General features: G+C 61.7%; 14 protein-coding genes. 4 read left to right on the top strand and 10 right to left on the bottom strand.

Features of this window, described 5'->3' with window-relative positions:
• Positions 1-37: 37 nt before the first annotated feature.
• From rlmH to RVY79_RS12810, 4 genes are all read right to left on the bottom strand, one after another.
• Positions 38-505 carry a 23S rRNA (pseudouridine(1915)-N(3))-methyltransferase RlmH gene (rlmH, locus tag RVY79_RS12825; protein ID WP_317464625.1) on the bottom strand — a complete coding sequence of 156 codons (468 nt, stop codon included), beginning with the start codon at positions 503-505 and terminating at the stop codon, positions 38-40.
• Positions 502-873 (bottom strand): ribosome silencing factor, encoded by a 372-nt coding sequence (rsfS, locus tag RVY79_RS12820; protein WP_317464624.1) that lies wholly within the window; start codon positions 871-873, stop codon positions 502-504. The genes rlmH and rsfS overlap by 4 nt, the downstream gene beginning before the upstream one ends.
• A 140-nt stretch (positions 874-1,013) precedes the next feature.
• Positions 1,014-1,670: a nicotinate-nucleotide adenylyltransferase gene (gene nadD, locus RVY79_RS12815; RefSeq protein WP_317464623.1), complete on the bottom strand. Its 657-nt coding sequence runs from the start codon at positions 1,668-1,670 to the stop codon at positions 1,014-1,016.
• Positions 1,657-2,943 (bottom strand): glutamate-5-semialdehyde dehydrogenase, encoded by a 1,287-nt coding sequence (locus RVY79_RS12810; protein WP_317464622.1) that lies wholly within the window; start codon positions 2,941-2,943, stop codon positions 1,657-1,659. The genes nadD and RVY79_RS12810 overlap by 14 nt, the downstream gene beginning before the upstream one ends.
• A gap of 126 nt (positions 2,944-3,069) precedes the next feature.
• On the opposite strand from RVY79_RS12810, the gene RVY79_RS12805 reads away from it, so the two are divergent.
• Genes RVY79_RS12805 through RVY79_RS12795 form a run of 3 tightly spaced genes read left to right on the top strand, consistent with a single transcriptional unit; the run spans position 3,070 to position 6,273 of the window.
• Positions 3,070-3,939 (top strand): hypothetical protein, encoded by an 870-nt coding sequence (locus tag RVY79_RS12805; protein ID WP_317464621.1) that lies wholly within the window; start codon positions 3,070-3,072, stop codon positions 3,937-3,939.
• Positions 3,932-4,867: a GGDEF domain-containing protein gene (locus tag RVY79_RS12800; RefSeq protein WP_317464619.1), complete on the top strand. Its 936-nt coding sequence runs from the start codon at positions 3,932-3,934 to the stop codon at positions 4,865-4,867. The genes RVY79_RS12805 and RVY79_RS12800 overlap by 8 nt, the downstream gene beginning before the upstream one ends.
• A 2-nt stretch (positions 4,868-4,869) precedes the next feature.
• The gene (locus tag RVY79_RS12795) at positions 4,870-6,273 is read left to right on the top strand and encodes a bifunctional DedA family/phosphatase PAP2 family protein (protein ID WP_317464781.1); all 1,404 of its coding nucleotides are present in this window, start codon (positions 4,870-4,872) and stop codon (positions 6,271-6,273) included.
• Between the two features lie 22 nt (positions 6,274-6,295).
• On the opposite strand, the gene RVY79_RS12790 is transcribed toward RVY79_RS12795, so the two are convergent.
• From RVY79_RS12790 to mpl, 3 genes are read right to left on the bottom strand one after another with little or no spacing between them, the layout of a single operon-like run.
• On the bottom strand, positions 6,296-6,919 hold the full coding sequence (locus RVY79_RS12790; protein WP_317464618.1) for a LysE family translocator: 624 nt from the start codon (positions 6,917-6,919) through the stop codon (positions 6,296-6,298).
• Positions 6,916-7,542, bottom strand: coding sequence for a flavin prenyltransferase UbiX (locus RVY79_RS12785; RefSeq protein WP_317464616.1), 627 nt, complete (start codon positions 7,540-7,542; stop codon positions 6,916-6,918). Before RVY79_RS12785 ends, RVY79_RS12790 begins: the two co-directional genes overlap by 4 nt.
• Positions 7,532-8,902, bottom strand: coding sequence for a UDP-N-acetylmuramate:L-alanyl-gamma-D-glutamyl-meso-diaminopimelate ligase (gene mpl / locus RVY79_RS12780; protein WP_317464615.1), 1,371 nt, complete (start codon positions 8,900-8,902; stop codon positions 7,532-7,534). Before mpl ends, RVY79_RS12785 begins: the two co-directional genes overlap by 11 nt.
• Before the next feature lie 142 nt (positions 8,903-9,044).
• On the opposite strand from mpl, the gene RVY79_RS12775 reads away from it, so the two are divergent.
• Positions 9,045-10,304 (top strand): 6-phosphofructokinase, encoded by a 1,260-nt coding sequence (locus RVY79_RS12775; RefSeq protein WP_317464613.1) that lies wholly within the window; start codon positions 9,045-9,047, stop codon positions 10,302-10,304.
• A gap of 95 nt (positions 10,305-10,399) precedes the next feature.
• Here the strand turns inward: RVY79_RS12775 and RVY79_RS12770 are convergent, their stop codons facing one another.
• The 3 genes from RVY79_RS12770 to RVY79_RS12760 form a co-directional block, all read right to left on the bottom strand.
• Positions 10,400-10,945, bottom strand: coding sequence for a glycine zipper 2TM domain-containing protein (locus RVY79_RS12770; protein WP_317464611.1), 546 nt, complete (start codon positions 10,943-10,945; stop codon positions 10,400-10,402).
• Positions 10,946-11,212: 267 nt separating this feature from the next.
• Positions 11,213-11,971 (bottom strand): HesA/MoeB/ThiF family protein, encoded by a 759-nt coding sequence (locus RVY79_RS12765; RefSeq protein WP_411161729.1) that lies wholly within the window; start codon positions 11,969-11,971, stop codon positions 11,213-11,215.
• 48 nt (positions 11,972-12,019) lie between these two features.
• Complete coding sequence (locus RVY79_RS12760) at positions 12,020-12,517, bottom strand: Lrp/AsnC ligand binding domain-containing protein (protein ID WP_317464610.1); 498 nt, start codon at positions 12,515-12,517, stop codon at positions 12,020-12,022.
• Positions 12,518-12,542 lie beyond the last annotated feature (25 nt).

Here is a 12,542-nt window from a genome sequence, read left to right as displayed (position 1 = left end):
GGCAAGTGGCGGCGGAGAAGGGAGCGAATCTCTGCGCTCATCGGTGGTAGGGATGGCCGGCCAACAAGGTCCAGGCGCGATAGAGCTGTTCGGCCAGCAGTATGCGCACCAGCGGATGCGGCAACGTCAATGCCGAGAGCGACCAGCGTTGCTCGGCGCGCGCCATCAGCCGCGGGTCGAGCCCGTCGGGCCCGCCCACCAGGCATGCTATATCGCGCCCATCTTGACGCCATTGCTCGGCGTTGGCGGCCAATCGTTCGGTACTCCAACTTCGACCCTCGACATCCAATGCGATGACACGCTCCTGATCGCGCAGCTTCGCCAGCATGGCATCGCCTTCGCCCTGGATCGCACGCGCCACATCGGCGTTCTTGCCCCGCTTGCCGGGCGCAATCTCGACGATGTCCACACTGAAATCACGCGGCAATCGCTTTAGATATTCATCGACGCCCTGCGTGACCCAGTCGGGCATGCGAGTCCCCACGGCGAGAACGCGAAGCTTCATCCACGCACCTCGCCAAGCGCGCCCTCCACGGATACCCCGTCGCTGGGCAGGTCCGACCACAAGCGCTCAAGATCGTATAGCTGACGGGTCTCGGGCAGCATGACGTGGACCACGAGATCGCCCAAATCAACCAGGACCCAATCGCTCCCCTGGTGCCCTTCGATACCCAAAGGGCGGCATCCCGCTTCCTTGACTTTCTCCACCACGCTCTCGGCCAAAGCGCCGATATGTCGGCTCGATGTACCGCTCGCGACAATCATGGTGTCGGTAACGCTAGTCAACGAGGCGACGTCGAGTTCGGCAACATCATGCGCCTTGAGTTCCTCGAGCGTTTCCATTACCAGCGTTTTGAGTGCTTCAGTCTGCATAGCTCCTCGTTCATATGTCATACCCCTTCGGGCAAGGCCCGCATTCTACCGCGCTGACACCAAACCACCAGAGGCAAGGTTAAAAAGGCCTATGGGTGGCCTCACCACTCGCCGGCCCTATGCATTGATTGATGACGACATCATCGATAAAGACGACGCGCCAGAAGATAGCGCTCCACTGCATCGGGCAGCAGGTAACGTACGCTTTCACCGCGTTGCAAGCGCGCACGAATCGCCGTGGCCGAAATCGCGATGCGCGTGGGCAGGCTCAGATGCAGCAAGCCCCCCGCAGGCGATTGCATCAACGTATCGACGTTTTTTACTTCACGACCTTCGACCAGCGCCTCGAGTGCCGCCGGAAGCCGCTGTTGGTGATCAGGACGATCGATGACGACGACGTGCGCGAGCTCGAAAAGCCGCGACGGCTCATGCCACTCGGCCAAGTGCCGATAGGCGTCGTACCCCAGCGCCATGACCAGGCGCGCCTGCGTGCCCAGTTCTTCTCGCAAGGACGCCAGGGTCGCGGTGGAATAGGAAGGCCCCTCGCGGCGAATCTCGCGGTCATCCACGTAAAGGCCCGGAGTGTCGGCGATGCCCAGCGCCAGCATGGTCATGCGCTGCTCGGCATCGACGCCAGGCGTAGCGCGATGCGGCGGCACTCGCGCCGGGACCATGTGAACGCTATCGAGTGACAAGGCTTCGCGCAGCTCGATGGCACTACGCAGATGCCCCACGTGCACAGGATCGAAGGTACCGCCCAGCATCGCGACACGCGGCGGGCGCTCAGCTACGCACATGGCCATCGCCATATACGATGTACTTCTCGCTGGTGAGGCCTTCCAGGCCGACGGGCCCGCGCGCGTGCAGCTTATCGGTGGAGATGCCGATCTCAGCCCCTAGCCCGAATTCGAAGCCGTCGGCGAAACGCGTCGAGGCATTGACCATGACCGAGCTGGAGTCGACCTCGGCCAGAAAGCGCCGCGCGTCGGTCAGGTTCTCGGTGACGATGGCATCGGTATGGTGCGAGCCATAGGTATTGATGTGCATGATCGCCTCTTCCAACGTATCGACCACACGAATCGCCACGATCGGCGCCAGATATTCGCTATGCCAATCGTCCTCGGTCACGGCGACGGTGTCCGCCACCCACGCCCGCGTCCGTTCGCATCCACGCATCTCGACACCCTTGCGGCGATAAATGTCGGCCAACTCGGGCAGGACTCGGGGCGCTGCTTCGGCATGCACCAGTAGCGTTTCCATGGCATTGCAGGGCGAGTAGCGCTGGGTCTTGGCGTTGTCGGCAATGGCTACGGCCTTGGCCGGATCGGCGGCCTGGTCAACATACACATGGCAAATGCCATCGAGATGTTTGATCACCGGCACGCGCGCGTCTCGCGAAATGCGCTCGATCAGGCCCTTTCCACCACGCGGCACGATGACATCGACGAACTCCGGCATGGCGATCAATGCGCCGACCGCTGCACGGTCGGTCGTCGCCACGACTTGCACGCAGGCCTCGTCGAGCTCTGCTATCCTGAGCCCCTGCCGAATACAGGCGGCAATGGCCCGGTTGGAGTGAATTGCCTCGGAGCCGCCGCGCAGGATCGTGGCATTACCTGATTTCAAGCACAGACTCGCGGCATCCACGGTCACGTTGGGGCGCGATTCGTAGACGATGCCCACCACGCCCAGCGCGACGCGCATCTTGCCCACTTGCAACCCCGAAGGCAGATAGCGCATATCACGAATTTCCCCGACCGGATCAGGTAAGGCGGCCACTTGACGCAAGCCTTCGATCATCGCGTCGATACGCGTCGAGGTCAGCGCCAAGCGGTCCAGCAGCGCCTCGTCAAGCCCGTTGTTGCGGCCCGCCTCCAGATCACGGCGATTGGCGGTTTCCAATTCATCGCGCGCCTCGTCCAGAGCCGTCGCAATGGCGAGTAGCGCACGGTTCTTTTGCGCGGTAGTGGCTCGGGCCAGTACGCGTGACGCACTACGCGCTCGTTCGCCCACCCCATGCATGTAAGCATCGACGTCGGCGATCTCGGACTCGGAAATTTCAAGGGCCATGCGAGCAATTTTCTCCTGGGTATCCGCCGGGAAGCATATGATAATCGGTGCTTTCCGAAGCATGACGTCAGAGGTGCAACGGCTATACTGCCGGCACCGTTGGGAAAGGAATCACTATACGGCACCATGCAGAGCAAATACAAAACACCTCTCACCGGGCTTTTCCTGCTGGGCGCGGGACTGATGACCATCATCGCCTGGACAGAAGACGACCCGATCACGCAAGGCCTTCTCATCGCCGCCATTATCGTGTTGACGACGCTTGTATGGCATCACTTGTCACGCCGTGTCTGGGCATTGGCGGTCCCCTTGTGTGCCTTGCTCCTGCTGACGCTGCTCTGGCATGCGCCCATGAAGTACGCCATCGGCGTATGGCTATGGCCGATCATGCTGCTCGCACCGCAACCCCGGGCCATGCGCTATACGCTCCTGTTGGCCGCCGCACTCAGCTGGTGGCACATTCAAGCCCCCCTTGGCGTGGCACAAGCCGCCTTGAGCGGCGCGCTGCTTGCTGCCCTCATGGCATTGGGGCTTGCCAAGGCCATCGAACACAACCGCTTACGCCAGGAGCTGGAACGCCGCCACCGTCTCACTCCGGGAGATCCGCTGTGGTCGCTCAACCGCCTTCGTCAGGACTTGGTCATCGAATCGTCGCGGCACCAACGTGAAAACGTCTACGCTGAACTGCTCGTAATACGCCCCCATCAACGTAGTCGCAACGTTCGGCGACACCTTAAAGACCGCCTGGCCGCGCTTACCCACGCCTTCGAGGGATGTTACCGCGTAGATGCGCAGACCTTCGCGGTATTGCTGATTTCGAAGGACGAGCAACACGCCGCCTCACGTCGTGACGCGGTCTCGACCGAGCTTCAGGGGCACTGCCGTATACGCATCGCGCCCGTTGCCCCCGATCTCGACCCGGTCACACTAGGCCATGAGCTCTCGATGCAAACCAGCGGCCTGGATTTCCGACAGGAGACAACCGACCATGCCTGAGCGTCTCGCGTCGTCACGCCTGCACGCCATGGCCTATGCCTGCGGGGCGCTCGTGCTCGCCAGCCTTGCGGCCTGGCACTACCTGTTGGGCCATTACCCACGCATCCTGCCGATCACGATATTGACGATCATGGCCTCTATCGCTGCCCTGATGGCGGAAAACGCATACACCCGTCGATGGCCGGCCTATCTGGTGCTGATCAGCGGCTACTTGGCGATTGCCGTGGAAGCGCCTTACCTCGAGGCGTCCAGCGCGCTTTGGATGGGGGTCCCTCCGATACTCGCTACGCTGCTATTACCGCCTGGTGCTGCGCTACTCCTCAATGTATTGCTCGCCCCCATGTGGCTGTTCCTGATCAACCCTGTGCTATCGACGCCAGCCGGCGGTCTGCAGTACTTCACGCTAGTCATCATCTCGATACTGCCTCTAGGGTGGTACATGCAACAGGCCCGCCTGCTCAAGAACACCGACCAGCTCGATACGCAAAGTGGCATACTATCGCGCGATGCCCTCAGCGGACGACTTATCGCCGAGGTCGCTCGCGCCCGCGCGTTGAACCAATCGCTCAGTGCACTGGTCATTCATCTACCCCAACTCGACATGGCCAACGAGCAGTTCGGCCAAACGGCACAAGACACGCTCTTGACGAACTTCTGTCAGGTGGTACAACGCAACTCTCGCCGTGGTGATGCCCTGGGTCGGTATCGCCATAGCGTCTTTTGGCTGCTGCTTGCCGACGCGGGGGACGCTGGCGCCTTGATCGTCCGCGAGCGCTTGACGCATGCGCTCGGGGAAACCCCGCTTCCCGAGATCGGCGTTATCGAAGCCCAGATCCGCATCTGCCGTCTGACGGATGACGAGGGCGCCGAACGCTTCGAGCAACGACTAATCAGGCGCGGATTCAACTTGCAGGAACCGGATACTTGAACGTGACCGAGTGGCTCTACCAACTCGCGCCATCCCCGACATTGCTGTTATTGATTGTCTTGCTCGTCGCACTCTGCGAGTCGCTCGCCGTGATCGGCCTTTTGGTGCCGGGCGTTGTCTTGCTCACTGCCACCGCATCACTGGCCGGCCACCAGCACCTGTCCCTGCCCTTATTGCTGGCAGCGGCTTTCGTGGGCGCGGTCATCGGCGATGGGCTGAGCTTCTGGCTGGGTCATCGTCAACGCGAACGCGTGCATCGGCTATGGCCATTTACGCGACATCCCGAATGGTTGGCGCGGGGTATCATGTTCTTCAAGCGCTATGGGGACTTTTCCATCCTTATCGGCCGTTTCGTGGGGCCGGTACGTCCCATCGTCCCGATGGTAGCTGGCATGCTGAACATGCCGGCATGGCGTTTTGCCGCCGTCAATATCGCCTCTGCCCTGCTATGGGCCCCGGTCTACCTGCTGCCCGGCTATCTACTCGGCCATTCCTGGGACAAGTTGCTCGCCCTGCCCTCGAGCGGTGAACGGTGGCTCATCGCACTAGGGCTCATGCTGATTATCCTGGGAGTGGGATTTTCCTGGTTGCGCCATCAACTCGGGCGCGGTGGCTGGGTTTACATGCGCCTGGCCCGATTGTCCCGTGAAACGCCACGTCGCCGACGCCTATGGCTCGCTTTGAGCGGCGCCCACCCACGCAACGAAATCCCTCTGGCCTCTCTCGCCCTTCTCGTCGGCAGCTTGGTCGCCCTATGCGGGTGGACGCTCTGGGTGCTCGAGCATGGCAATCCTTCCTTGCCGATGGACCGACAAATCCGGACATTGCTGGCCTCTCTGACAAACAGCTGGTTGCAGACTGCCAGCAATATCATGGCGCTGATCGGCGATATGCTGGGCATCATCGCACTAACCCTGCCATGGCTGGCGTGGCTGTTATTTTCGCGGCGTATCGCGGCCTTCCTGCATATCAGTAGCGCACTGGTGGGGGGCGGATTTGCCAACCTGATCTTCAAGCATCTTGCCGGTCGCATTCGCCCCGACACACCGGACTATCTCACGGGCTCATTTTCCTACCCCAGCGCCCACACTTCGACGAGTATCGTGCTAATTGGCCTCGCAGCGGCGTTCACCGCCGAGGCACTGCCCGCGAAACGGCGAATGTGGGTATACTGGGGAGCAACGCTGGCGTGTCTTCCGATGGCCTTATCACGCCTTGTTCTGGGTGTGCATTGGACCAGTGACCTGATCGGCGGTGCTCTACTCGGATTGGTCGTATGCGCTATAACACGGCTCAGCTATCAACGCTTCGAGCATAGGCCTCTGACCCCCTGCCCGTGGGGATGGCTTACAGTAGCCTCTCTGGCGCTACTGACCACGCGCATCATATGGCTCCCCCATATCTAAGTGCCGCTTATCGACACCCGACTCAGCCGATCGCCAGCCACACGCCGACGCCCATCATCAGGCTCCCCGCCACCCGATTCAGCAAGCGCACATTGCCGTCGCGACGCAGGAAGCGGCTGGCGGTGCGGCCGCCACCGGCATAGATCAACAAGCAGGTCAGTTCCAGGGTGAGAATGATTCCCACCAGCAAGACCAGTTGCGGTGCCATCGGCCGGCCAGCGTCCAGGAAGGGCGGCAGCAGTGCGATGAAGAACGCCCAGCCCTTGGGGTTGGCGACCGCCGTGACGAAGCCCTGAACCACCAATTGCAGCGGCATCACGCTGGGCGTGGCATCGCTGGCGTCGGGAATCGCCATGCGCCCCTTGGAGCGCCACATCATCACGCCGAGATAGATCAGGTAAGCGCCTCCGAGCCACTTGAAGGCCGCGAATATCTCGGGATAACGCAGCATTAGCGTCGCCACGCCGACCACCGCCGAGACCGCCACCAGGCCGACACCCACCAATTCGCCGAGCATCATCCACATGGCACGGCGCACGCCTATCGTCATGCCCAGCGTCATGGAAAGCGTCATGCACATGCCCGGCGTCAACGAGACCATGAAAAATGTCGGCACGAACACCGACAGTACCGACAGGTTGATCATGTCGACTCCCCCCAGCGCGGCATCAGCGTGTGAGCGATGCCCAGTTGATTGAGAATCCGCGCCACGATGAAGTCGATCATGTCATCGAGTGTCTGCGGACGGTGATAGAACCCCGGTGCTGCGGGGAGTATCACCGCGCCCATGCGGGTCAGCGTCAGCATGTGCTCGAGATGGATGGCCGAAAACGGCGTCTCGCGAGGCACGAGAATGAGCTGGCGACGCTCCTTGAGTGCCACGTCTGCGGCACGCTCGATCAGGTTGTTGCTCGCGCCCGTGGCGACCGCTGACAGGGTGCCGGTCGAACAGGGGCAGATCACCATGGCGCTCGGCGCGCCGGACCCCGAGGCCACGGGGGCCATCCAGTCCTCACGGCCGAAGCAGCGAATCTGGCCCGGTGCGGCGCCGCTTCGCTCTGTCAACGCCACGCTCAGACGTTCGGGATTCGACGGCAAGCTCACATCGGTCTCGGTGGCGATCACCATCTGCGCCGCCTTGGAGATCAACACCAGGACCTGATGGCGAGCCGCCACCAGGCAATCGATGAGTCGCAATCCGTATTGCGCGCCGGAAGCCCCCGTCAACGCCACCGTCACGGGTTTCTCGAACGCCGCCTCATCCGCCATGCCGAACCTCCAGAGCCGCAAGCAATTTCTCGTGGATGCCCTCGAAAGCGCCGTTCGACATCACCACGACACGATCCCCCGGCATGGCATCGGCGATCACCGCAGCTACTAGTGTGTCGATGTCATCGCATACCGCCGCGGGCACGGGGCAGGCGTCGGCCAAGACGTCCAACGACCATGACAGCGTCGGCGGCTGGTACCACCAGACGCGATCCGCCGCCGCGACACTTGTCGGCAAACGTTCGCGCATGGCCCCTAGACGCATGGTATTGGAGCGTGGCTCGATCACCGCCAGCAAACGCCCCGGGTGCGTTCCTGCCCCCAGGCCTTCGAGCGTGGCGGCGATAGCCGTGGGATGGTGGGCGAAGTCATCAATCACCTGAATACCGCCGATCTCACCGCGCACTTCCTGACGCCGCCGGGGCGACTCGAAACGCGATAACGCCGCTGCGCCCTCTTCCAGCCCTACACCGCAGGCCGCTGCCGCTGCCAGAGCCGCCACCGCATTGGCAACGTTATGACGCCCGCTCAGCGACCAGTCGACACGCGCGGCACACTCGCCGTGGCGTACCTCGAAGCACCTTCCGTCGGCGCTCTCCAATCGCCACTGCCAGTGCGCTCTGTCGGTATCACCGAAGCGCACAACGGGGCTCCAGCAGCCTTGCGCCAGCACACGCTCGAGCGCCGGTTCCCCAGCCGCCACGACCAACTGTCCATTACCGGGCACGGTGCGCACCAGATGATGAAACTGACGCTCGATAGCCGCCAGGTCGGGAAAAATATCCGCGTGATCGAACTCGAGATTGCCCAGCACCGCGATATCCGGGCGGTAGTGGACGAACTTGGAGCGCTTGTCGAAGAATGCCGTATCGTATTCATCCGCCTCGACCACGAAAGGCGCTCCCGCCTCCCCCAGCCGTGAAGACACGCCCAGGTTGCGGGGCACGCCGCCGATCAAGAAGCCCGGCGCGTGTCCGGTCGCTTCCATGATCCACGTCAACAAACTGGCAGTCGTGGTCTTCCCATGGGTGCCCGCCACCGCCACCACTTGCCGCCCAGGCAAGACGTGCTCGGCCAGCCATTGCGGCCCCGACACATAGGGCAATTTGGCGTCCAGCACCGCCTCTACCTCGGGGTTACCGCGCGACAGGGCATTACCGATGATCACCACATCGGGGCGCGGCACCAAGTTGTCGGCAGCATAGCCTTCACAGAGCGCGATCCCCGCTTCCTCGAGCTGCGTGCTCATCGGTGGATATACATTGGCATCCGAGCCGCTGACATGATGACCAAGGGCATTGGCCAAGCGCGCCAGACTGCCCATGAACGTACCGCAAACCCCTAAAATATGGACGTGCATCTAAGCCTCCTGCCATGATGCCGCGAGACTAGCATGGCGCCGCGCGACCCACCAGCCGAACGCCTTGGCATAGGCATCACAGGCCGATGTCCGCTATCATTCGCCCATTCATGCGCCCAGACTCAGGAGCACGAGAAGCCCCATGGCCCAGCACAATGCCTTTTACGCCCAATCCGGTGGCGTCACCGCCGTCATCAACGCCAGCGCCTGCGGCGTCATCGAAACCTGCCGTCGTCACTCGGACCGTATCGGCAAGGTCTACGCCGGCCATAACGGCATCATCGGTGCCTTGACCGAGGATTTGATCGATGTCTCCCAGGAAAGCGACGACGCCATCGCTGCGCTGCGCCACACGCCGGGCGGCGCGTTCGGCTCCTGCCGCTACAAACTCAAGGACATCGAGACCCACCGCACGCAATACGAGCGTCTCATCGAAGTCTTCAAGGCGCATGACATCCGCTACTTCTTCTACAATGGCGGCGGCGACAGCGCCGACACCTGCCTCAAGGTCTCGCAGCTCTCCGAGAAGATGGGCTACCCATTAACCGCGATTCACGTGCCCAAGACCGTCGATAACGACCTGCCGATCACCGACAACTCGCCGGGCTTCGGCAGCGTCGCCAAATACATCGCCACCTCGACCCTCGAAACCTCACTGGACATCGCCTCGATGTGCGCCACTTCCACCAAGGTCTTCGTGCTCGAGGTCATGGGGCGCCATGCCGGCTGGATCGCTGCGGCCGGCGCGCTGGCAGGCAATGGTGAAGGCGAGCCGCCCCATCTGGTCATCTTCCCCGAGCTGCCCTTCCAGCGCGCGCAGGTCATGCAACGCGTCGATGAGGCCGTCAAGCAATACGGCTACTGCGTCATCGTCGTCTCCGAGGGTGCGCGCTACGAAGATGGTACCTTCCTCGCCGACGCCGGCAATACCGACGCCTTCGGCCATCGCCAGCTAGGCGGCGTGGCGCCGACGCTCGCGGGAATGGTCAAGCAGGATCTGGGCTACAAGTATCACTGGGCGGTCGCCGACTACCTGCAGCGCGCAGCTCGCCACTTGGCTTCCAAGACCGATGTCGAGCAAGCTTATGCCGTGGGCCAAAAGGCCGTCGAGCTAGCCTTGGACGGCAAGAACGCCATGATGCCGACCATCAAGCGCGTCAGCGAAACGCCTTACGAATGGCGAATCGAGGCGGCGCCGCTGGCGGAAGTCGCCAACAAGGAAAAGTTCATGCCTCGCGAGTACATTCGCGAGGACGGGTTTGGCATTACGGAGGCGGGCCGGCGTTATCTTTCACCGTTGATCCAGGGCGAAGATTTCCCACCGTTCGAGAACGGTCTGCCCAAGGTAGCCAAGCTCGAGAAGGTCAAGGTAGCGCGCAAGCTGCCCACCTTCGAACTCTGAAGAAACACGTTCTAACGGCTTCTCACGCTACGCACGACAGCGCCCGGCTTGGCATCAAGCCGGGCGCATTACATACCGCGACTAGCATCGGCGCCTCATGACGCTGACACTTCTCCCCAGCGTGGCTTTCCATCGCGCATCAAGACACGCTCACCGCCGGGCCTTTCGTCAAGCTTGGCTTCATGCACCTGGCCATTCGTCCGGTACTGAACCTTAAAGCCCACGGTTTCTTTTTGCGTATCGGTCACGGTCTCGCATCGCTGCTGCGTGGTCGTGTAGGTGTCACCATTTTGCAAGCGTTCCTGCACCTTGTTTCCGGCGTAGCCACCGCCAAGTGCACCGGCCACGGTCGCCAATGTCTTGCCGCTACCACCCCCGATTTGGTTGCCGACCACGCCTCCCACCAGCCCGCCGATAGCCGATCCCACCAACTGGTTCTCATCCTCAACGGGCCGGCGCTTGGTGACGGTCACATCGCGGCAGACCTCACGTGGCACTTGCCGTGTTTCGACGATAGGTTCGACATTGACGATATCGGCGTACTTGGGACCGTTGTCACTGCCTTGATAAGCTCCGATCGCGACGCCTCCCGCAACGCCCATTATCGCAATTGCACCGCCAATGATGATGGATTTATTCATTTCTCGCCTCCTTGTTTACGCGCGACAATCGAGACACCCCGCCGACCTCCTGTCAGTGGCTTGGTGCATCGAACCATGGCTATCGCGTCTACTCGGTGAGCGATGTGTGACTAAGACGTAATGAATGTTACCCGAAGTATAGGATGAGCGAGAGCTCAGCGGGCATTAACGAACAGCGTTTCCACATTGCCTGCGCATTTATGCCCACCCGTTGCCATTCGCCGACGACATACGCATTGTCAAGACTCAAGTCAGAGCTGACGGCACCTATACCGAGGAACCGCAAACGGGACAACCCGGATCGCGCCCGACCTTGAATCGACGCCATTCGCCGCTCAGTGCGTCGAAAGTCGCCAGCCCGCGATGCGCTCTCCCAACACCGGCGAGCAACTTGAGTGCTTCGAGCGCCTGAAACGTACCGATGACGCCCACCAATGGCGCAACCACCCCGTTTTCGGCGCAGCGTAGCGCATCGTCGTCGCCATCCTCGCCATACACGCAGGCGTAGCAGGGCGAATTGGCATCACGCGTATCGAAGACCGCCAACTGCCCCGAGAAGCGAATCGCCGCGCCCGAGACCAGTGGTGTCTGTGCCGCAACGCAAGCACGATTGATGGCATAGCGACTGGAAAAGCGGTCCGTGCAGTCAAGCACGACCTCCGCCGCCGTTACCGAACGCGCGAGTGCATCTCCCTCGAGACGCGAGGCGATGACCTCTACCTCGCAGCCGGTATTGAGGCGCCGCGCCGCCGCTGCCGCCGATTCCGCCTTGGCATGTCCCAGGTCGTTCTCGCCATGCGCGATCTGGCGCTGCAGATTGGAAAGCTCGACGACATCGTCATCGGCGATCGACAATCGTCCTACCCCCGCAGCGGCCAGGTACAGTGCCGCCGGCGAGCCCAGCCCACCGGCACCGATGATCAGCGCATGACCATCCAGCAGGCACTGCTGGCCGTCGACATCGAGCTGCTCAAGCATGATCTGGCGGCTATAGCGCAGCAGTGCGGTATCGTCCATTTCCTTCATTTGCGTCCATCGCCTCCCGAGTGGAGAGTGCCTCTCGACATGTGCCCATCAGGTGTCGAGCTGCTCGGTGTCAGGCACATGCAACGAGACATCCTCCTTGACCTCTTCCATTACCACGTAGCTCTTGGATTCCTTGACGCCGGGTAATGTCAGCACGACGTCGCCGAGCAGTTGACGATAGGCCGACATCTCCGGAATCCGGCACTTGAGGATGTAATCGAACTGTCCCGATACCAGATGACATTCCTGAATCTGCGGTAGCTTGGCCACGGCTCGGCGAAATTCATCGAACACCGCCGGCGACTGCGTCTCCAGGCTGATCTCGACGAATACCAGCAGGTTGGCCTTGAGCGCCTTGGGGTCGAGCAGCGCCTTGTAACCGCGAATGATCCCAGCCTTTTCCAGACGCTTGACGCGCTCCAGACAAGGCGTGGTGGACAAGCCGACCTGAGATGCCAGATCGACATAGGAAATGCGCGCGTTGTTCTGCAGGCAACGCAAGATATTGAGATCGATACGATCCAACGAACGGGTCTTGGCTTTCATTATATTGTTGTTCCGAGACGATGAA

Source organism: Chromohalobacter sp. HP20-39, from assembly GCF_033052815.1.
Classification (GTDB): domain Bacteria; phylum Pseudomonadota; class Gammaproteobacteria; order Pseudomonadales; family Halomonadaceae; genus Chromohalobacter.
This window is presented reverse-complemented; position numbering and strand designations above follow the sequence as displayed.